Below are 19,758 nucleotides of genomic sequence, written 5' to 3' on the forward strand. Positions count from 1 at the left end.
TCCATTCGACACCGGGGCCGTTTTGCGCCCATGATGCGCCATGCCCCTGCGCGTATTAATGGCCCCGGACAAGTTCAAAGGCACGCTGACCGCCGCCGCCGCCGCCGCTGCGCTGGCGGAGGGCTGGCGGCGGGTGCGGCCCGATGACGAGGTGCGCTGCCGGCCCATCAGCGATGGCGGAGACGGTTTTGGCGAGGTGTTGAGCGCCGCGCTGGGGGCGGCGGCGCGGGAGGTGGAGACGGTGGATGCGGCGCATCGTCCGTTGCGCGCCGCGTGGTGGTGGGAGCCGCGGCAAAGGCTGGCGATCATTGAATCGGCGCGGATCATTGGGCTGGCGCTGCTGCCGCGCGGCCGGTTTCATCCGCGGGAGCTGGACACCTGGGGGCTGGGGGCGGCCCTGGAGGCGGCGGCGGCCCAGGGGGCGCGCCGGTGCGTGCTGGGCATTGGCGGGAGCGCCACCAATGATGGCGGATTTGGTCTGGCGCGCGCGCTGGGATGGACGTTTTGGGACGCGCAGGAGCGGCCCATTCCATCGTGGACCGGGCTGGCGCGGCTCCGGCGCGTTGAGCCGCCCGCCCGGCGTCTTCCCTTGCGCGTCACGGTGGCGGTGGATGTGCAGAACCGGCTGCTGGGGGCGCGGGGTTGCACGCGGATTTACGGCCCGCAAAAAGGGCTGACGGCGGCCGATTTTGCGCCGGCGGAGGCGGCGTTGCGGCGGCTGGCGCAGGTGATGCAGCGGGAGCGCGGGCGGGCATTGCATCTACTGCCCGGCAGTGGCGCGGCGGGGGGGCTGGGGTTTGGTTTGATGGCCTTTCTGGGGGCGCGGCTGGCGCCGGGGTTTGAGTTGCTGGCCCGCCACACCCGCCTGGCCGGGGCCGTGCGGTGGGCGGAGGTGGTGGTGACGGGGGAGGGGGCGCTCGATGCTTCTTCGCTCATGGGCAAAGGGGTGGGGGAGCTGGCGCGGTTGTGTGCGCGGCACCGGCGGCCGTGTTTGGGGGTGGCCGGCGTGGTGGCGCTGCCGGAGCGGCACTGGCGGCGCTGGCTGGAGGCGGCCGTGGCCCTGAGCAGTCTGACCCCGCCGGAAGAGGCGCAGGCGCGGGCGGCGTTCTGGGTGGCCGAAGCGGCTGCCGCGCTGGCGGCTCAGTTCTCTGCGGGCCGTGCGAGGAAGGTTTGAACGGGGCCGTCGCCCACGCGGAGCTGCAGGCGCAAGACGCCTTCGGCGTCCGGCGGCCAGTCGCCTGAGAGGCGGATTTCCTGCTGGAGGTGCGGATGGCGGCCGGTGGCTTCAAAACGGCGTGGCGCCTGAGCCGCGCCGTCCTGGGCTGCCGGGGCGCCTCCGGTCTTGCGCGAAGGAGCGGTGAGCAGCTCGCGCGCGCCGGTTTTTTCGGAAGTTTGACGGCGGGCGGGGCTGGCGGCGGGGGGTGGGGCCGCATCGGTGGAAAGGAAGCGGCCTTCATACACCGTGCCATCGGCATCCACCACGCGCACCAGTTGGTTGCTGGACCAGAAATAGAAGATGGCGGGCGGTTGTTCTTGGGGCGCGCCGCTGAGGAGGACATAACGCCGGCCGGCCTCCGGGACGTTGCCGGCCGTGGGCAATGCGCTGGGGGCCAGAGGAGCAGCCTGCCGGGCCAGGGCCGGCTTCGGCGTGGTGGCTTGCGGCGTGGCGGGCGCGGCGGGCGGAACGGTGCTACGGCCGGCTTCAAAGGCACGGCGCGCGTCCGTGAGCGGCATGGCAACGCGGTCCTGGCTGGCGGCTTGTTGCGCCAGGTAAAACTCGGCCAGGCCTTGCGCGGGCTTGGCCTCGGGGGCTGGCGGGGCCGTTGCAACCTCCGGGGCGGGGGCGGCAACCGCCTGCGGGGCGGCGGAGCGGGCGGCGTAGGTCGCGCCGACGGCGCCGGGTGCCCCGCGCAGGGCTGCGGCGGGAGGGGGCGCGCCCAGCACTTCCTGCGGTGGTGGCGGCGGGGTGGAACGTTGGGCCGGGCCTGCTTCTCCCCGGGAGGGGGGCAGGGTTCTGACGGCGGCGATGTCCGTGGTGCCCCGGCGGGCAGGGGTGGCTGTTGCTTCGGCCTGGTGGGCATCCAGGGGGATTGCCGCCAAAATGGCGTTTTGGGCTTCACGCTGGGGGGCCAGCCTTTCCGTTTCGGCGGGTGGAGAGGTGGCGCGGCGTGTGGTCAATGGCGTGCCCTCGGGGGCTGCGGCGGTCGGGGCGTGGTCTGCCGCTTTGGCCGCGACGGTGGGGGCGGCCTGCATCTCGGCGGAGGGGGGTGAGGCGACATGGGCGGTGGCGACGTTCGGGGCCGGTTCGGTGCGGGCCACGGTGCCTTCCGGCGGTTTATGCAGGACGAGGGTTTTCTCGGGTGCGCCGGTGACGGGCCGGTCGGTGCGCCAGAGGGCAAACACGGCCAGGCCCAGGGTCACGAACAGGGCGGCGGCCATGGCCCAGCGCGGGCCGGACCAGGCCGTCCACCAGGCCCAGAGCACGGGCCGCCGCGGGGCAGGTTGTGCCGCGTGCACCCGGCGGGCTTCCGCCAGCAGGGCCTCCCGGTCGGCGGGAGACAGCTCGAAAGGCGCGCCCGCCTGCTGCCGGCGCGATTGCGCGTACCGGCGCAGCCAGCCTTCCATCGGGTGCGGTGTGTGTTCCGGCGTCATACAGACAACTAGCGTTCCCGCTCGGTGGATTGGACGGGATTCCGGGGTGAATGCTGCGGAAAAAGTTTGCGGGCCACGGCGGCCAGTTTATCCAGGCACTTGCTGAGGCGGGAGCTGACGGTTTTGGGGTTGAGGCGGAGGGCGGCGGCGATTTCCTCGTAGCTCAGGTCAGCAAAGTAACGGAGTTCAATGATTTCGCGGCAGGGGTCTTCGAGCTGGTGCAGGGCCTGCACCACCAGGCTGGCATCCTCGGCGGCCATGAGCGAACCATCGGGGCCGGGAGTGGGGGCGGGCAGGTCGAGGGTCAGGCCGGTTTCGGGGTCCGGCTCCTGGAGGGAGAGCGGGGCCACACCGCCGCCGCGCTTGGCGGTCTGGCGTTTGTCCACAAAGTCGCGGGTTTTATTGACGGCGATGCGAAAAATCCAGGTTTGCAACTGGCTGCGGCCGTTAAACTCGGCCAGATGGCGGACGACGGAGAGGAAGACCTCCTGGCAGATTTCCTCCACATCCTCGCGGGTCAGGTCATGGGAGAGCTTGAAGATGAAGCGGCTGGTGGCGTCATAATGGCGGGTGAACAATTCATCCCACGCCCGGGAATCGCCTTGCAGGCAGCGTTGCACCAGTTGGGCTTCCTCAGCCATGCCAGGGGTACCCTAGCACCAAATCGGGGCCGGCATAAGCAAAAAACAGGGCGGGCGCTGGCGGAGGCCTCCGCCGCGGGAGGGGGCGCAAAAAAAACGCGGGCCTTGACGGCCCGCGTTGTGCCCAAAAAAGGTGGGGGGCGGATTATTTGCTTTTCTCGGCTTTTTCCGCCTTGTCGGTTTTTTCAGTTTTCTCGGCCTTGTCCTTGCGGGCGCCGCGTTCGGCTTTTTTATCGCGTTTGTCGCCCTCGGCGGCGGCCTCCGGGGCCGGGATGGGCAGCGGGGTGCTGCTCTCGACGCGGATTTTCAGGGTGGCGCGGACTTCGGGATGGAGGCGCATTTCGACTTCGTGCTCGCCCAGGGTGTGGATGGGTTTGTCGAGATGGATTTTCTTGCGGTCGAGCGCGATGTCGAACTGGGTTTTGAGGGCGTCGGCGATGGTGCCGCTGGTGACGTTGCCGAACATTTTGCCGTCCTCGCCGGTTTTGACGGTGATGACGCAGATGAGTTTCTGGAGGCTGCGGGCCAGCTCGGTCATGGTGTTGTACTCCTGGGCCTCGCGTTCGGCGCGGCGGCGGCGCAGGGCTTCGAGCCGTTTTTTGTTGCCGGCGCTCAGGGGGATCGCCAGACCCTGCGGAAAGAGATAATTGCGGGCATAACCGGCGGCGACTTTGACCTGATCGGATTCGGCGCCGAGGCCGGGGATGTTGCTGGTGAGGATGACTTCTGTCTTAGCCATAAAATGAGACTCCGTGATGGTAAGGGGTTAATGAAGCGATCGCCATGGTTTAGAAGGGCACATCGTCGTCGTCCAGGGGCGGCGCGTCCTCGGGCGGCGGCGGCGCGGCCGGCGCGGCGGCCGGGGCGGGCCGGGCGGCGGCGTTGCCATTGGCCGGGGCTTCGGTGCGGCCGCCGGCGCTGTCCAGGAAGCTGAAGCCTTCGAGGACGACGCGCAGTTGGGAGCGTTTCTGATGGGTGTTTTTGTCCTCCCAGGTGTCGAGCCGCAGGCGGCCTTCGACAAAGAGGGGACGGCCTTTTCTGAGGTACTGGGCCAGCACCTCCGCCTGGCGGCCAAAGGCGTCAATGTCCACGAAGGTGACCTCCTCTTTTTCCTCGCCGGTTTCGGAGCGCCAGCGGCGGTTGACGGCGAGGCCGAGGCGGGCCACGGCGGTGCCTTTGGGGGTGTACTTCAGCTCCGGGTCCCGGGTGAGGTTCCCGATGAGCAGGACTTTGTTGTAACTGGCCATAGACGGAGGCGGTTGAGGCTCAACTAGGCGGTGGCCGGGGCGGCCGGGGCGGCCACCTTGGGCGCCACGGTGAACATGACCCGGAAGACCTCTTCGTTGAGGGCAAACTTGGAGCGCAGGGCGGCGATGGCGGCCTCCGGCGCGTCAAAGATGATGTTGACGTAGAAGCCGGAAGCCATCTTTTTGTTGCGCACGCGGGCAAAGTTGCGTTTGTCCATCTTCTGGATGGTTTCGACCTTGCCGCCGGCGGCGGTGATTTCGGCCACGACTTTGTCAATGGCTTCCTTGACGCCTTCCTCGCGTCCGGCCAGGTTCAAAATAAACAGACCTTCGTACTTTTTCACTCCGCACTCTCCTGACTTGTGGGCCGTTCCAGGGGCCCGTTAAACTGATTCATGGCGGCCTGCACGCCGGCGGTGAGCCAACATTCCACCTGGCTGGCGGCGCGCTCGACCGCCTGCTCCGCCACACTGATTTCCCCGGCCCCGAAGCGGCTCAGCACATGGCTGGCCAGCTCGCGGGGCTGCCCGGCCTGGCGCCCGATGCCCACCCGCAGCCGGGCAAACGCCGTGGAGCCCACCCGGGTCTGGATGGACTCCAGCCCGTGATGGCCGCCGGAGCTGCCTTCGGGGCGCAGCCGAAGGACGCCCAGCGGCAAATCGGCATCGTCCACGATGACCAGCAGCCTTGTCAAGGGCACTTGATAGTACTCGAGTGCCGCTCCGACCGCTTCGCCGCTGAGATTCATAAACGTCAGCGGCTGGCACAACCAGCCCCGCTGGCCGGCAAACACCGCCCGGGCCAGGCGCGCCCGCAGCCGGCGGGATTCTTCCCACGCGCAGCCCCAGCGTCGGGCGAGGCAGTCGGCCACCATAAAACCGATGTTGTGCCGGGTCTGGGCATACTCGGCCCCGGGGTTTCCCAGGCCAGCCACCAGAAAAGGCGCGTCCATAAGGGCGGATGGGCCACCCAGCGGCAGGCAGGGGCCGGGCGGCGGTTACTTCTTCTTTTCGGCGGCCGGGGCTTTTTCGGCCGCTTTTTCGGCGCCCGGTTTGGCCGCAGCCTTGTCGGCCGCGGGCTTGGCGGCCGCTTTTTCGCCTTTGTCCTTCTCGGCGGCGGCGCCTTCGCCGGCTTCCTCTTTCTTTTCCTTGATCATCTCGACCTCGCCGGCGGTCACGGCCTCCTCGGCCGCGGCGGCGGCCTCCTGCTCTTCGGTGAGCGGGGCGGCCACGGCGACCACGGAGATGTGTTTGTCGCCGAGGATTTCGACGCCGGGCGGGGGCTGGATGTCCCCAATGTGCACGGCCTGGCCGATGGCCAGATGGCTGACGTCAATGATGACCTGTTCGGGCAAATCCTTGGGCAGGGCGCGGACCTTGACCTTGAAGAGGACGTGCTCGAGCACGCCGCCTTCCTTGACGCCCTTGGCCTCGCCGACCGTCTCGATGGGCACCTGGACGGTGACTTTTTCGGTTTCGCTGACTTCGTGGAAATCCACATGCAGCACCTGGCCGGTGAGGGGGTGGTGCTGGACCTCGCGCAGGAGGGCCAGGCGCCGGGGCCGGGCATCGCCTTCGACGACGAGGTCGAGGAGCAGGTTTTCGGAGGCCGCGTGGTGCAGCAAATCCTTGATTTGTTTGGCCTGGACCTCGAGGTTCTGGGGGGGCGCCTGCCGCCCGTAAATGACCGCCGGCACGCGGCCGGCATCGCGGAGTTTTTTCACGCCGCCACGCCTGGCCAGCGTGCGCGGATAAGCCGTCAAAGCTACCGTTTTCATCGTATATCTATATTCAAGTTACCTTCGGGTGGCCGGTTGACGCCGCGTCAACTGGTCCGCCCGCCTCTGAACTCGAACAGCGAATTGACGGACAGATTGTTGGCTATCCGCTTGATCGCTTCGCCGAGCAGTCCTGCGACGGACAGGGTCGTGATGTTCACGCCCCGTATCACAGGGCGGCATACACTATCAGTGGTTATCAATTCGTCAATACAAGAATTTTTGAGCCGTTCGATGCCGGTTTTGTTGAGGATGGCATGGGAGACGCAGGCCAGGATTTGCCGGGCGCCGCGCTGGCGCAGCAGGGTGGCCGCGGCGGTCAGGGTGCCGGCGGTCTCGGTCAGGTCATCCACCAGCAGCACGTTTTTGTTGCGGACGTGGCCGATGACGGCCATGGACTCGACTTCGTGGGGGCTTTTGCGGCGTTTGGCGACGATGGCAAGCTCGGCGCCGAGCACCTGGGCGTAGGCGTAGGCCATTTTGATGCCGCCCACATCGGGGCTGACAACGACGAGGTTGGGGAGGCCCTTTTCCTTGAGGTATTTGTACATCACCGGCGCGGCGTAGAGGTGGTCCACGGGGATGTCAAAGAAGCCCTGGATCTGCTGGGCGTGGAGGTCCATGGTGAGGACGCGGTTGGCGCCGGAGGCGACCAGGAGGTTGGCCACCAGTTTGGCGGTGATGGGGACGCGGGGCTGGTCTTTGCGGTCCTGGCGGGCGTAGCCGTAGAAGGGGAGCACGGCGGTGATGCGGTCGGCGCTGGCCCGGCGGAGGGCGTCCATCATGATGAACATCTCCATCAGGTTGTGGTTGGTGGGCGGCGAGGTGCTCTGGACGACGAAGACATCCTCGCCCCGCACGTTTTCCTCGATCTTCACGAAGGTTTCGCCGTCGGGAAACGCGCTGACGGTGCAGCGGCCCAGCTCGACGCCAATGGAGTCGCAGATGGCCCGCGCCAGTTTGGGATTGGAATTACCGCTAAAAATTTTCACGGTTGCTGTGTTCCTGGGTTCCCGCAAAACAAAAGACCACCTTGCCGGTGGCCCATTCCCATGCCCGGAATGTAACAATCCCGGTCGCCGGCGCAAGTGGAAATTCTGCCGGCCCCCCCGGGGGGGCGGGGGCGGACTGGACGGGCGGGGCGGAACACGATACGGTAAGGCAGAAGCATGACCATGACCACGCCCATGCCGCCCAATGAAACCCAACGGCTGGAGTCGCTCCGCCGGTATGAAGTGCTGGACACCCCGCCGGAGGAGGCGCTGGACGAGCTGGCGCGGCTGGCGGCGCAGATCACCGGCACGCCCATCGCGCTGATCACGCTGGTGGATGCCGCGCGGCTCTATTTCAAGTCGCGGGTGGGGGTGAACGTGACGGAGGCGCCGCGGGAGGGCAGTTTTTGCACCGAGGCCATCTTGAGCCAGCGGGTGATGATGGTGACGGACAGCCTGGCGGAGGCGCGGCGGGGGGGGCGGGCGCCGGTGCTGGACGGGCGGGCGATCCGGTTTTACGCGGGGGCGCCGCTGATCAATCACGAGGAGCACGCGCTGGGGACGTTGTGCGTGATGGATGTGGTGCCGCGGGAGCTGCCGTGGGAGCAGTTGGAGGCGCTGCGGATTCTGGCCCACCAGGTGATGAATCATCTGGAGCTGCGGCTGAATTTACGGGCGCTGGAGCAGACGGCGCAGGATTACTATCGCGCCATGCAGGCGCTGGAGGAATCGGAGGCGTTTTATCATTCGCTGGTGGAGAGCCTGCCGCAGCACATCATCCGCAAGGACAGCGCCGGGCGGTTCACCTTTGCCAACCAGCGGTTCTGCCAGATGCTCAACCGGCAGCCGGAGGAGATTCTGGGGCGGACGGACTTTGATTTCTTTCCGGCGGAGATGGCGGAGAAATTCCGGCGGGATGATCAGATGGTGATGGAGAGCCGCCAGCCGCTGGATTTGATTGAGGCCAATCAAACCAAGGACGGGCAGAAGCGGTATGTGCACGTGATCAAGACGCCGGTGTTTGACGCCTTCAACCGCGTGATTGGCGTGCAGGGGATCTTCTGGGATGTGACCGAGCGGAAGCAGATGGAGGAGGCGCTGGCGTACGAGCGGGATTTGTTGCGGGCGCTGCTGGCCAACACGCCGGATTTGATTTACTTCAAGGACGTGGAGCTGCGGATATTGCGCTGCAGCGCCAGCATGGCCCGCTGGCTGGGGCTGGCCAGCCCCGAGCAGGCCATCGGGCGGACGGACTTTGATTTTCTGCCGCGGGAGGTGGCGCAGCGGCGGTATGAGGAGGAGCAACAACTGCTGCTCACCGGCAAGCCGGTGCTGGACAAGCTGGAGGAGATTGTGGACGCCGAGGGGGTGGCGCACTCGGTCATCACCAACAAGGTGCCCCTCTACAGCGCCACCGGCAGCCTGCGGGGGTTGATTGGCATTTCCACGGAGGTGACCCGGCTGCTGGAGACGGAGAAGGCACTGCGCACCGCGCAGGAAAAATACCGCACCATTTTCGAGCGGGCGGTGGAGGGCATTTTCCAGACCACGCCGGACGGGCATTATCTGGATGCCAACCCGGCCCTGGCGCGGATGTACGGCTATGAGTCGCGGGAGGAATTGATCCGGGCGTTGACGGACATTGAGCATCAGCTTTACGTCAACCCGCACCGGCGGGAGGAGTTCATCCGGTTGATGCGGGAGAAAGGGACGGTCACCGGGTTTGAATCGGAGGTGTACCGGCGGGACGGCAGCACGATCTGGATTTCGGAGAATGCGCGGGCGGTGCACGATGAGAACGGGGAGGTGGCTTATTACGAGGGCACGGTGGAGGAGATCACCGCGCGCAAGAAGGCGGAGCTGGAGAGCGAGAACGCGCGGCGGGCGGCGGTGGAATCGGCGCGGCTGAAGACGGAGTTTCTGACCAATGTGAGCCACGAGATCCGCACGCCGATGAACGGGATCGTGGGGATTGCCGGGCTGCTGGCGGAGACCCAGCTTACGGAGGAGCAGCGGGAGTATGTGGAAATCATCCGCTCCAGCGCCAGCGCCCTGCAGGAGCTGATCAGCGAGCTGCTGGATCTTTCCAAGATCGAGGCGGGGCGGATGGCCCTGGAGAAGGAGCCGTTCAACGTGCGCGATCTGACGGAGACCACGCTGGAGGTGCTGGCCGAGCGCGCCCATCAGAAGAATCTCGAGCTGGTGTCATGGGTGAACTGTGATCTGCCCCCGCGGCTGCTGGGCGATGCCGGCCGGTTGCGGCAGGTGCTGCTCAATCTGGTGGGCAACGCGGTCAAGTTCACGGAGCGGGGGGAGGTGCTGGTGCACGTGGCGAAGCTGGAGGAGACGGAGCATCAGGTGAAAGTGCGTTGCGAAGTGCGCGATACCGGCATCGGCATTCCGCCCGAAGTGCAGGGGCGCATTTTTCAGAGCTTTGTGCAGGCCGACGGCAGCACCACGCGGCGCTACGGCGGCCCCGGCCTGGGCCTGGCCATCTCCAAGCAACTGGTGGAGCTCATGGGCGGGCGCATCGGGGTGCATTCCACGCCGGGGCAGGGCTCGACCTTCTGGTTTGAGGTGCCGCTGGAAAAGGCGCCCGGCGAGGCCGGGATGCCGGGGCGGCTGCAGCACGTGCAGGCGCTGGCCGGCCTGTCGGTGTTGCTGGTGGATGATCATCAGGCCACCCGCGAGCTGGTGGAGTACCTGCTGGGGTACTGGGGCATGCGCGTCGAGACGGCCTCCCGCAGCGCCGAGGCGCTGGAGAAATTGCGCGCCCGCAAGGCGGCCGGGCTGGGTTTTGATTTTATCCTGCTGGACATGCAGATGCCCGACGTTTCCGGCCTGGCCCTGGCGCGGCAAATCAAGGCCGAGCAACTGGAGGGGCATGCGCATCTGGTGCTGTTCAGCCAGGTGGGCCAGCGGCCGGATGCGGAGGTGTTGCACGGGGCGGGCATTGCGTTGTGCCTGTTCAAACCGCTCAAACAGACCCGGCTGATCGAATGTCTCATCGGCCTGGCCACCGGGCGCGAGGACCTGCTGCGGCCGCTTCTGCCGGAAACCGTGTTGCGCCCGATGGATCCCTCCCGCACCGTGCGCGTGCTGGTGGCGGAGGATAATCCGGTCAACCAGAAGGTGGCCCTGCGGCAGTTGGCCAAACTCGGTTTGCGCGCCGATGCGGTGGCCAATGGCAAGGAGGCGCTCGAAGCCCTGGAGCGCATTCCCTACGATGTGGTGCTGTTGGATTGCAATATGCCGGAGATGGACGGCTACACCGCCGCGCGGGAGATCAAACGGCGGCTGCAGGATCCGCAGGCCCAGCCGCCGTTGCGCTCGCGGCCCTATCTCATTGCCATCACCGCCAACGCCCTGCGGGGCGATCGCGAGCGCTGCCTGGCCGCCGGCATGGATGATTACGTGGAAAAACCGGTGGAGCTGGCGGATTTGATGGCCGCCCTCGGCCGCGCGGGGGTGCAGATTCGGCCGGCCCAGCCGCCGGTGGCCGCGGAAACGCCCGCGCCGGCAGGACGCGAGGAGGAGGCTCCGCCTCTCGTGGACCAGCAGGCCCTGCTGCGGTTGCGGCAGTTGCAACAGCCCGGCCAGCCGGATCCGGTGGTGGAAATGATAGACCTGTTTTTGCAGGATCTGCCGCGGCGGCTGCAGCTCATTGGCGATGCCGTCCAACGCCAGGATGCCGCCGCTCTGAAGGCCGCCGCGCACAGCCTCAAAGGCAGCGCCCGCAACATGGGGGCGGTCCGCCTGGCCGCGCTGTGCAGCGAGCTGGAGAAGTTGGGCCGCGAGGGACAGGCCGGCGCCGGCGCGGCCGCGTTGTGGCAACAACTGCAGCAACACCACGCCGAGCTGGTGCGCGTGCTGGAGCAATTCAAACAACAGCCGCCGGCAGAGCCGGGGCCACGGGACTGAAAGCCGGCGGCATTCTCCGGCGGGGCGGGGTCTGGCGCGCCTGCGTGAAAAATCGGATTTGCGGCGGCCTCGAGTCCTGTGGTATGAGGCCTCATGCCTAGAATCCACCGCGTCTTCCTGCTGGCTCTCCTGCTATTTACCGCCACCCTTGCTGCGCAAACGCCCGGCTGGCTGTGTTTCCAGGGCCGGGTGCTGGTGGAGGGACAACCTTTGCAGGGGGAGGGCTGGTTCAAGTTTGCGCTGGTGGCCGGCATGGGGGCGGGGCGGGTGTGGTGGCATCATGACGGCACGGAGGCGGCGCAGGAGCAGCCCGCCACACCGCTGCGGTTGGGGGTGAGCAACGGCCTGTTTGCCGTGGGTTTGGGGGACACCACCCTGGCCGGCATGGCGCCGCTGCCGGCTGCGTGGGAGGAAATGTCGGAGGTGCGGGTGCGGGTGTGGTTCAGCGATGGCCGGCATGGGTGGGCGCAGTTGGCGCCGGACTTGCGGCTGGGCGCCGTGCCGTATGCCCTGCAGGCGGGGCGGGTGCCGCCGCAGTCCATCGGCTGGGAGCATTTCTCCCCGGCGTTGCAGACACGGCTGGGCGGGTCCAATGCCCCGGCCGGGCTGGTGGAGAACACGTTGGTGCTGGCTTCGCTGGCGCAGGCGAGCAACCTCGCGCAACTGGGATTTGCGCCTTATCCCATGCCCGTGGCGCAGGCGGCCTGGCAAACGGAGTATTTGGATCCGCGGTTGACGCCGTCCTTTCTCAGCGCGCCGGGGACCAACTTATGGGACGGCGCCAGCTTGTGGTTGTGGCGCTGGCCCCAGCCGGGGGCGGCCGGCCAGGGGGCACGTTATGAGCCTGCCAGCGGGCGCTGGCAACTGCTGCCCCAGCCGGCGGCACCTGCCTTGGAAGCCGGCCGCACTTGGTTTATGACTTGCGCGGGCGATCTGTGGGTGGCGGGCGTCCAAGATGGGGGTTGGCGGGCGGCGCGGTATCGGCGGCAGCAAGGGGCGTGGGATGCGCCCGTGTCCCTGCCGAGCCTGCCGTGGCCGGCCACGGTGGGGGTGTTGTCCCTGCCGGAAGGGCCGCTGATTTGGGCGGCCGCCGAAACCGCGTGGGGCGGCGTGTGGTTCGATGCGCGGTCCAATCATTGGGTGGCTGTGGCCACCAATGGCGTGCCGGCGCTGGATTGGGCCACGGCGCAGATGGCGCCCCTGACCAATGGCTGGCTGGCGTTGGGGCAGGCGGCTGGGTCGGCGCAACTTTATCGTTACACCTTGGAGCCGGCTGGCTGGCAACGCCTGGAGGCCGCTGGTTTCACCCTGCCGTGGAGCAGCAGCCTGCGGGCGGTGTGGAGCGGCGCTGATTGGTACTGGCTGGCTCCGCAGGCGGGGCGCTGGCAGGGGCTGCGTTATGAGGCGGGCAGCGGCCAATGGCGTGCTCTGCCTGCCGATTCCGCCCCTCTGTTTCATGAGGCGACGCAATGTTTGTGGAATGGGCGGGAGCTTTGCCTGGTGAACCTTTCGGTGAGCGGCGCGGGGGAGGCTTGTTATTCGGCGCGCTATGATCCGGCGGTTGACCAGTGGCGGCCGATGAATCCGGCGGCGCCGGTCTCGGTGATCGGGCCGGTGCCGCAATGGGTGCCCCTGCCGGAGGCGTTGCTGATGGTGCGGGTGAGTGATCCGAGCCGCTATGCGATGTATGATTACGCGGCGGATCGCTGGCAGCCGCTGGACGGCCCCAACCTGGGTTTTGCGGCGCTGGTCTGGTGGACGGGCGCGGAAGTTTTGGCGCTGCCGTATCAACCGCCGCCGGAGGAGCCGTTGTGGTTGCATCGTTTCACCCCGCCGCGGCGGGTGGGCTGGTTTTACCGGCCTTCGCCCTGAAGCGGGGCCTTGGCCGCGGGGGTCTGCAGCAGGCGCGCCGCCGCCGCCAGCACCGCCGGCACCTGAATCCGCTCCATGCAGGGATAGGGGCGCGATTTGTCGCAGACAAACTGGCGGGTGACTTTGCAGGGACATTCTCCGAGCACCAGCTCATGCGGGCATTGCCAGGGGCGCCAACTGGTTTCCGAGCTGGGGCCAAACAGGGCGACAATGGGCGTTTGCATGGCGGCGGCCAGGTGCATGGCCACCGTGTCCACGCCCAGAAACAGGCGGGCGCGGCCCAGCAGGCAGGCCAGCTCGGCCATGGTGGTGCGCCCGGCGAGGTTGAGGGCCGGGCGCTGCATGCGGCTCAGGATTTGTTGCACGTCGGCGGCCTCCACCGGTCCGGGGCCGGCAGTGAAGGCCACGCGCAAGCCGTGCTGCTCCTGCAGGGCATCGGCCACGGCGGCCCAGCGCTCGGGCAGCCATTGCTTGAAACGCCAGCGGCTGGTGACGTGGATGACGGCCAGCGGCGGGCCCTGGTCCAGGCCGGGAAAACGCTGCGCGAAGGCCGCGGGCGGCACGCCGGGAAAAAACTCGAGCGGCCCCGGCTGGGCCTGGGGGTCGAAACAATCGGCCACCGTGCGAAAATCTTTGAGCACCTGATGGTGCGGCGCCCAGGCGAAGGGGGAAAGTTGATGAAACAGGCGCCGCCGCCAGCCCCATTCGCCATAGGCATCGTTGGCCACGCGCACCCGCGCCCGGCTGAGCCAGGCCCAGAGGCAGGCGCGGTCGGACACGGACAGCGCGAAGGCGTAATCATAACGCTGGCCGGCCAGGGCCTGCCAGGCGCGGCGGTTTTCGGCCCACACCGTGCGCCACGGGCGCCGCTCCCGGTCGGGCCGGCCGAGGGCCAGCAAGTGGCGGATGGCGGGGTGTCCCTGCAGCATCACCTCGCACCCGCCACGCACCAGGACATCCATGGCCGCGCCCGGGAAACGCTGCGCCAGAAAACGCAGCGTGGGCGTCAGGAGGAGCGTGTCGCCCAGATGATTCAGTTTGATAAGCAGAAACTTCACCGGGGGGCATTATCGGGGAGGCGGCCCCGGATTGCAATGGTTTGCGGGGCTGGGGTGCGCAGGGGGACCACGCATGAACATCCAGGGACACGAATGAACCCGGGCAGACATGAAATAATGGAAGGACGCTGCCGCGCGGCGGAGATGGGCATGATTATGCAGATTTCATGGTTTTTGGGGGCCGAAAGGTAGTCGAAAATTTTTGCAAAAAAGATGTTGACGCTCAGGAGTTTTTGTGCGAAGTTGTCGCCGTTGAAAGTGAAATAGCCAGCAAACATAAGGGTAACGACCTATGAAAAAGATTTTAACCGCTCTTGGTCTGTGCGCCGCCCTCGGCGTGCAAGCGGCAATAGTGTGGCCTCGGAATGTATTCACCAATCCGGATTTTGAAAGTGGGTCATTAACCGGGTGGGATACCACCTATGCACCTTCCGCAACGGTGGTAACCTCGGCGGGGTCATTTAACCCGTATCCCGATCCTTTGGCTCCCAATGCCAAATTTTTGCAGATTACAGCGCCATCGGGAACTGGTACTGGCAGTCAATCTGTGTCTCAAACCGTCAATATGAGTATGGGTGACACCGTACAGATTTGGTATGGATACCAGCCCGGTACAAGGGCTGGTAATGCCACTATCGAAGTATATGACGTGGGCGATAATCTTGTCGGTAGTGCCACTACAACAGCCACATCATGGCAGACATATTCCTTCACGGCCCCAAGCACTGGCGCTTTCACTTTTTATCTTAGCGCTCAGAAGACAGTTTCTCATAGCGGGGGTGCCGGATTTGCAGTTTTTGACATGTCGGCCGTCCCTGAGCCGCGGGGGTGGTTGATGGGCGGGGCGTTGCTGGGGATGCTGGGCGTGGGCGAGTTCCTGCGCCGGCGTCGCGCTGCCCAGAAGGCCGCCTAAGGCTTTCACTTTCAACAACAGGTCAAAAGGCCCGGGAAACCGGGCCTTTTCCTTTTGTGCCATGCTTCATCCGGGTGGGTTGGCAGGGTGCGGCCCAGAGGCATCGCAGAGCGGCGCGGCAGCCTCCCCCCCGTGCCGTGATTATTTCTTCCTCAGCAACCGCAGGCTGGGCACGTCAAACCATGCTTCGCCGCCCTTGGCGCGCAGCTCGCAGACAAGCTCGACTTCCTCCCAGTCGAGGGTGACTTCAAAATTATAAGCCAAAACCTGCCAGTCGGCGGTGCCGTCCATGCCCTGGTCGCGCGCGGGTTTGCCCACCGCCCAGAGGCCGGCGCCGGCGCCGAGGGGGGATTTGAGGGCCTGGACGGCGGCGGTGCGCACGCGGCCCTCGAAGCGATAACGCCCGACCGGGAGCATGAGACGGGCGCGGAAAGAGGGCGCGCCGCCGTGGCCGGCGCGGATGTAGAGGGCGTGGGGCTGGCGCTGGATTTTCAAATCCGCGCCGCCTTCGTAGATGGGCATCCATTGCGGCAGGGGGCAGGCGCCGTCCTGGTCAAAGCGCGCCAGCCGCTGGGCCAGCTCCAGGGTTTGTTTGCGGGCGGTTTCGGCGCGCACAGCCAGGGCGCGCAGCAGCTCGCGCTGCCGGTTTTCGACATCGCGGAGGGTGGAGGTGTCATTGATGGACTTGAGGGCTTCTTTGAGGCGAAAGGCGGTTTGGTTCACGCGATTGGAGAGGTCGGTGTAATTGAAAATATTGGTGGCAATGAAACAGGAGCGGCGCAGGAACATCTGGCGGGCGGGCGGGGTTTGGAGGATGGTTTTGGTGACCAGGCCGTTTTCGCCCGGATCAAAGATGGAATGGCCCGGATCGCGAAACAACTGATCCAAGTCGTTGGGCATGAACACCAGCCGGCCGGTGTCCGGCGCGGCGTAGATGCGGAAATTGTTGCGGTTGCGGCTGTAGCCGTCCCAGTGGGAGGCCAGGGCCTCGATGGCCATCATGGAGACGAAACGCTCCACATCGAGTGCGGCCTGGAGTTTTTGCCAGCGGAGCTCCGGGTTGCGCTCCTGGCAGGCGGCCACGGCGGCCTTCAAATCGGCCCGGTCGGGCAGGCCCTCGCCGAAGTCCAGGGTCAGCTCCTCGTTGATGTCGCGGCCGGGCTTGATGTCGTAAAGATTGCCGGTGGCGGGGCGGAAGTGGCGCTTGAGAAAATCCTCATGGAAATCCTCTTTGAGCACGTAGAGGCCCAGCCTGCGGCCGTTTAATTCCACCACGGCATGGCCGGTGCGCGGGGAGGGCACGCCGGCCAGGCGAAAGAGGTAGCCGCAGATTTTTTCGTTGAGGTAGCTGGGGTCCTGGACGGAATTGTTGAGCATGATCTTGCGGAGGCCATGGAAGCGTTGATCCGGGGTGTGCCGGCCAAAATGCAGCATCATGCCCGGTTTGTTGTCCACCGGCCGGAAACTGCCCGCCGCCCCTTTGAGGTGCAGGGCCACATTGACATACGTTTTGCCGCCTTCGCGGACGGTGGCGGTGACGTTCTGGCGGGGATTGCGCCGGAGGCTTTCGTAGGCTTCGCGGCTGACTTCAATTTGAATGAAGGGGATGGGGCCGTTGGTGAACAAATCAGCGCCGGGGCGGGAGAGTTCGTCTGGATCAAGCACCAAGGGCGCCGGCGCCGCGGGCAGGAAACCGCCCGCCGCCATCACCAGACATCCCGCCAGCGCCCGCAGGCGGCTGGAAAATGTGGGCATGGGATTCACGTTAAATGGACGTTGCCAGCAGGGGGAATGTTCAAGGCCAGCCTGCTGGCGGGAAAGAGCGGAGGGGGGATTGGGAAGTGCAAAGTGCAAAGTGCAAAGTGCAAAGTGCAAAATGCAAAATGCAAAATGCAAAGTGCAAAGTGCAAAGTGCAAAGTGCAAAGTGCAAAGTGCAAAGTGCAAAACCGGTGGTTCGGAGGCGAGGGGAGGACATTTTGGGGGAAGGAGAAGGAGGGCGCGGCGATTTGGCTTTTCGGGGCGGTGATTTCGGCGTAAATCCGTGAGCCATGAAAATGCAAATTTGGTGGCGGGTATTGGCCCTGGTGTGGGGGGCGGTGTTGCTGGGGGCCGTGACGATTCCGGCGGCGGAGGAGCCGGGGGAGCTGTTGTTCACCTCCTTCCGCAAGAACGGGGAGGACGGCCTGCACTTGCTGCACAGCAAGGATGGTTACACGTGGACGGCCCTCAAGAATGACCGGTCCTTTTTGCGGCCGGAGGTGGGGGGCAAATTGATGCGGGATCCCTCGCTGGCGCTGGGGCCGGACGGCACGTTTCATCTGGTGTGGACAACGGCCTGGAACAAGCACGGGGCGGGGTATGCGTCGTCGAAAGATTTGATTCACTGGTCGGAGCAGCGGTTGTTGGATGTGATGGCGCACGAGCCGCAGACGCGGAATGTGTGGGCGCCGGAGCTATTCTATGATGCGGCGCAGCAGCAGTGGCTGATTGTGTGGTCGAGCACCATTCCGGGGCGGTTTCCCCAAACGGAGAAGGCGGGGGATGACGGCTACAATCACCGGCTGTATTACACCACCACGCGGGATTTTCAGACGCTGGCGCCCACGCGGCTGTTGTATGATCCGGGATTCAACTGCATTGATGCGGTGTTGTTTCAGGACGGAGCGCGGTACGGGATGATTTTGAAGGACGAGACGCGGCATCCGCCGGCCAAGAATCTGCGGGTGGCGTTCAGCGAGCGGGCGACGGGGCCGTATGGGCCGGCCTCGGCGCCGATCACGGGCAACTACTGGGCGGAAGGCCCCACCATCCTGCGGATCCAGGGCAAATGGTTTGTGTATTTTGATCGTTACACCGAGCACCGCTATGGGCTGGTGACATCCACCGATTTGCGGACGTGGACGGATGAATCGGACAAGGTGCGTTTTCCCAAAGATCACCGGCACGGGACGGTGTTGCGGGTGCCGCGGGCGGTGCTGGAGCGGCTGCAGGCGGAGCCGTGAGGGCCGGGCGATGGGGCTGATGATACCGGGTCATGCCCAAGTGGGCCAAATTCATGCTGGCGTGGCTGTTGCTGCCCTTTTGTTGGGGGGCGGCGGCAGCGTTGTGGCGGGTGGCGCGGGCGGCGGGCGGGGCGGACACGGTCTGGGTGCCGATGCTGGCGGGGGCGGCCTGCTGGGTGGTGATCTATCTGCTGCTGCCGCGGCCGATGTGGTTGTATGTGTTTGGCCATGAGCTGACGCATGCGTTGTGGACGTGGCTGTTTGGCGGGCGGGTGAAGCGGTTCAAGGCCAGCGCGCAGGGGGGCCATGTGCTGGTGACCAAACACAATTTTCTCATTGTGCTGGCGCCGTATTTCTTTCCTCTGTACGCCGCGCTGGTGGCGCTGGTGTACACGGCCGGCCATCTGGTGTGGGACTGGAGCGGGGCGCGGGCGTGGTTTCACCTGCTGCTGGGCGCGGCATACGCCTTTCATGTCACCTTGACGGGCCACGTGCTGCACACGCGGCAGACGGACATCACCTCGCAAGGTTATTTCTTCAGTGCGGTGGTGATTTTTCTGGGGAATGCGCTGGTGCTGCTGATGGCGCTGCCGCTGTTGGCGGGCCAGAGCGTGTTGCGCGCGCTGGGATGGTGGCTGCGGAGCACGGGGGAGGTGTGGCTCAGCCTGGGGCGGTGGCTGTGAGGCCCCGCGGCGCCGGGGGAGATGGCGGGCCGGAATTACGCGGCGGCCTTGCTGGCGCGGGACTGGATGAGGGGCGGACATTCGCCCCGCACGACGGCGCGGTTGATTTTAACGGAGGCAATTTCGCGGTTGCCGGGGACCTCGAACATGACATCGAGCATCAGCCGCTCGAGGAGGCTGCGAAGGGCGCGGGCGCCGGTGCCTTTTTTGATGGCCTGGGCGGCCAGCTCGCGGAGGGCGTCGGGGGTGAACTCCAGCTCCACATTTTCCATGGCGAGGAGCTTGGTGTACTGCTTGATCAGGGCGTTGCGGGTGGTGGTGAGGATGGCAACCAGTTGATCCTCGGTCAGCTCCTCCAACACCGTGACCATGGGGAGGCGGCCGGTGAATTCGGGGATGAACCCAAAGGTGATCAAATCCTCCGGCTCCACCTGTTTGAGGATGGCATCGCGCTCGGAGCCGGGCGGGGCGGCGTCGCCCTGGCCGGAGGGGGCGCCGAAGCCCATGACCCGATGGCCGAGGCGGCGCTGGATGATTTTTTCCAGGCCCACAAAGGCGCCGCCGCAGATGAAGAGGATGTTGGTGGTGTCCACCCGGATGTATTCCTGTTGGGGGTGCTTGCGGCCGCCCTGGGGCGGGACGTTGCAAATGGTGCCTTCGAGGATTTTCAGGAGCGCCTGCTGCACGCCTTCGCCGGAGACGTCGCGGGTGATGGAGACGTTCTCGGTTTTGCGGGCAATTTTATCAATCTCATCAATGTAAATGATGCCGCGCTGGGCGCGTTTAACGTCCATTTCGGCGTTTTGCAGGAGGCGCAGGACGATGTTTTCGACATCCTCGCCCACGTAGCCGGCCTCGGTGAGGCAGGTGGCATCGGCGATGGTGAACGGGACATCGAGAATCCGCGCCAGGGTCTGGGCCAGGAGGGTCTTGCCGGACCCCGTCGGCCCGATCAGGAGGATATTCGACTTCTGGAGCTCCACGTCGCTGCCGGAGAGG

General features: G+C 66.0%; 17 protein-coding genes. 6 read left to right on the top strand and 11 right to left on the bottom strand.

The window, feature by feature from the left end:
* Nucleotides 1–40: 40 nt before the first annotated feature.
* Entirely contained in the window at nt 41–1,174 is a 1,134-nt protein-coding gene (locus tag N3J91_06835) for a glycerate kinase (GenBank protein ID MCX8156143.1), read from the top strand.
* Here the strand turns inward: N3J91_06835 and N3J91_06840 are convergent.
* The 8 genes from N3J91_06840 to N3J91_06875 form a co-directional block, all read right to left on the bottom strand.
* Nucleotides 1,141–2,652 carry a hypothetical protein gene (locus N3J91_06840; GenBank protein MCX8156144.1) on the bottom strand — a complete coding sequence of 504 codons (1,512 nt, stop codon included), beginning with the start codon at nt 2,650–2,652 and terminating at the stop codon, nt 1,141–1,143. The two genes, N3J91_06835 and N3J91_06840, sit on opposite strands and share 34 nt — an antisense overlap.
* Nucleotides 2,653–2,660: 8 nt before the next feature.
* Nucleotides 2,661–3,293 (bottom strand): RNA polymerase sigma factor, encoded by a 633-nt coding sequence (locus N3J91_06845; GenBank protein ID MCX8156145.1) that lies wholly within the window; start codon nt 3,291–3,293, stop codon nt 2,661–2,663.
* 145 nt (nt 3,294–3,438) lie between these two features.
* On the bottom strand, nt 3,439–4,032 hold the full coding sequence (gene rplI / locus N3J91_06850; GenBank protein MCX8156146.1) for a 50S ribosomal protein L9: 594 nt from the start codon (nt 4,030–4,032) through the stop codon (nt 3,439–3,441).
* 49 nt (nt 4,033–4,081) lie between these two features.
* Nucleotides 4,082–4,540: a single-stranded DNA-binding protein gene (gene ssb / locus N3J91_06855; protein ID MCX8156147.1), complete on the bottom strand. Its 459-nt coding sequence runs from the start codon at nt 4,538–4,540 to the stop codon at nt 4,082–4,084.
* A gap of 23 nt (nt 4,541–4,563) precedes the next feature.
* Complete coding sequence (gene rpsF / locus N3J91_06860) at nt 4,564–4,884, bottom strand: 30S ribosomal protein S6 (GenBank protein ID MCX8156148.1); 321 nt, start codon at nt 4,882–4,884, stop codon at nt 4,564–4,566.
* Complete coding sequence (gene pth / locus N3J91_06865; GenBank protein MCX8156149.1) at nt 4,881–5,492, bottom strand: aminoacyl-tRNA hydrolase; 612 nt, start codon at nt 5,490–5,492, stop codon at nt 4,881–4,883. Before pth ends, rpsF begins: the two co-directional genes overlap by 4 nt.
* Nucleotides 5,493–5,537: 45 nt before the next feature.
* On the bottom strand, nt 5,538–6,317 hold the full coding sequence (locus N3J91_06870; GenBank protein MCX8156150.1) for a 50S ribosomal protein L25: 780 nt from the start codon (nt 6,315–6,317) through the stop codon (nt 5,538–5,540).
* 47 nt (nt 6,318–6,364) lie between these two features.
* Entirely contained in the window at nt 6,365–7,309 is a 945-nt protein-coding gene (locus N3J91_06875) for a ribose-phosphate pyrophosphokinase (GenBank protein ID MCX8156151.1), read from the bottom strand.
* A 177-nt stretch (nt 7,310–7,486) separates the two neighbouring features.
* On the opposite strand from N3J91_06875, the gene N3J91_06880 reads away from it, so the two are divergent.
* Both N3J91_06880 and N3J91_06885 read left to right on the top strand, forming a co-directional pair.
* Nucleotides 7,487–11,230, top strand: a complete 3,744-nt coding sequence (locus N3J91_06880; GenBank protein MCX8156152.1) for a PAS domain S-box protein — start codon at nt 7,487–7,489, stop codon at nt 11,228–11,230.
* Nucleotides 11,231–11,323: 93 nt separating this feature from the next.
* Nucleotides 11,324–13,102: a hypothetical protein gene (locus N3J91_06885; GenBank protein ID MCX8156153.1), complete on the top strand. Its 1,779-nt coding sequence runs from the start codon at nt 11,324–11,326 to the stop codon at nt 13,100–13,102.
* On the opposite strand, the gene rfaQ is transcribed toward N3J91_06885, so the two are convergent.
* Nucleotides 13,084–14,160 (bottom strand): putative lipopolysaccharide heptosyltransferase III, encoded by a 1,077-nt coding sequence (gene rfaQ / locus N3J91_06890; protein ID MCX8156154.1) that lies wholly within the window; start codon nt 14,158–14,160, stop codon nt 13,084–13,086. The genes N3J91_06885 and rfaQ overlap by 19 nt on opposite strands.
* A gap of 292 nt (nt 14,161–14,452) precedes the next feature.
* Between rfaQ and N3J91_06895 the strand changes: the two genes are divergently transcribed.
* Nucleotides 14,453–15,073: a hypothetical protein gene (locus tag N3J91_06895; protein ID MCX8156155.1), complete on the top strand. Its 621-nt coding sequence runs from the start codon at nt 14,453–14,455 to the stop codon at nt 15,071–15,073.
* Between the two features lie 141 nt (nt 15,074–15,214).
* Here the strand turns inward: N3J91_06895 and N3J91_06900 are convergent, their stop codons facing one another.
* Nucleotides 15,215–16,828, bottom strand: coding sequence for a CotH kinase family protein (locus tag N3J91_06900; GenBank protein ID MCX8156156.1), 1,614 nt, complete (start codon nt 16,826–16,828; stop codon nt 15,215–15,217).
* 294 nt (nt 16,829–17,122) lie between these two features.
* On the opposite strand from N3J91_06900, the gene N3J91_06905 reads away from it, so the two are divergent.
* Together N3J91_06905 and N3J91_06910 are read left to right on the top strand one after the other, a co-directional pair.
* The gene (locus N3J91_06905; protein MCX8156157.1) at nt 17,123–18,076 is read left to right on the top strand and encodes a glycoside hydrolase family 43 protein; all 954 of its coding nucleotides are present in this window, start codon (nt 17,123–17,125) and stop codon (nt 18,074–18,076) included.
* Between the two features lie 32 nt (nt 18,077–18,108).
* Nucleotides 18,109–18,759 (top strand): hypothetical protein, encoded by a 651-nt coding sequence (locus tag N3J91_06910; protein MCX8156158.1) that lies wholly within the window; start codon nt 18,109–18,111, stop codon nt 18,757–18,759.
* 35 nt (nt 18,760–18,794) lie between these two features.
* On the opposite strand, the gene clpX is transcribed toward N3J91_06910, so the two are convergent.
* Nucleotides 18,795–19,758: ATP-dependent Clp protease ATP-binding subunit ClpX (gene clpX, locus N3J91_06915; protein ID MCX8156159.1), on the bottom strand; the 964-nt coding region annotated here is incomplete at its 5' end.

The organism is Verrucomicrobiia bacterium (genome assembly GCA_026414565.1).
Classification (GTDB): Bacteria; Verrucomicrobiota; Verrucomicrobiia; order Limisphaerales; family Fontisphaeraceae; genus Fontisphaera.

Excerpts from the sequence above, each read along its gene's own strand:
- N3J91_06905 (MCX8156157.1), top strand. The coding sequence starts at position 17,123 with ATGAAAATGCAAATTTGGTGGCGGGTATTGGCCCTGGTGTGGGGGGCG.
- ssb (MCX8156147.1), bottom strand. The coding sequence starts at position 4,540 with ATGGCCAGTTACAACAAAGTCCTGCTCATCGGGAACCTCACCCGGGAC.
- N3J91_06895 (MCX8156155.1), top strand. The coding sequence starts at position 14,453 with ATGAAAAAGATTTTAACCGCTCTTGGTCTGTGCGCCGCCCTCGGCGTG.
- N3J91_06900 (MCX8156156.1), bottom strand. The coding sequence starts at position 16,828 with ATGCCCACATTTTCCAGCCGCCTGCGGGCGCTGGCGGGATGTCTGGTG.
- N3J91_06880 (MCX8156152.1), top strand. The coding sequence starts at position 7,487 with ATGACCATGACCACGCCCATGCCGCCCAATGAAACCCAACGGCTGGAG.
- N3J91_06835 (MCX8156143.1), top strand. The coding sequence starts at position 41 with ATGCCCCTGCGCGTATTAATGGCCCCGGACAAGTTCAAAGGCACGCTG.
- N3J91_06910 (MCX8156158.1), top strand. The coding sequence starts at position 18,109 with ATGCCCAAGTGGGCCAAATTCATGCTGGCGTGGCTGTTGCTGCCCTTT.
- N3J91_06845 (MCX8156145.1), bottom strand. The coding sequence starts at position 3,293 with ATGGCTGAGGAAGCCCAACTGGTGCAACGCTGCCTGCAAGGCGATTCC.
- N3J91_06885 (MCX8156153.1), top strand. The coding sequence starts at position 11,324 with ATGCCTAGAATCCACCGCGTCTTCCTGCTGGCTCTCCTGCTATTTACC.
- pth (MCX8156149.1), bottom strand. The coding sequence starts at position 5,492 with ATGGACGCGCCTTTTCTGGTGGCTGGCCTGGGAAACCCCGGGGCCGAG.
- N3J91_06840 (MCX8156144.1), bottom strand. The coding sequence starts at position 2,652 with ATGACGCCGGAACACACACCGCACCCGATGGAAGGCTGGCTGCGCCGG.
- rplI (MCX8156146.1), bottom strand. The coding sequence starts at position 4,032 with ATGGCTAAGACAGAAGTCATCCTCACCAGCAACATCCCCGGCCTCGGC.
- N3J91_06870 (MCX8156150.1), bottom strand. The coding sequence starts at position 6,317 with ATGAAAACGGTAGCTTTGACGGCTTATCCGCGCACGCTGGCCAGGCGT.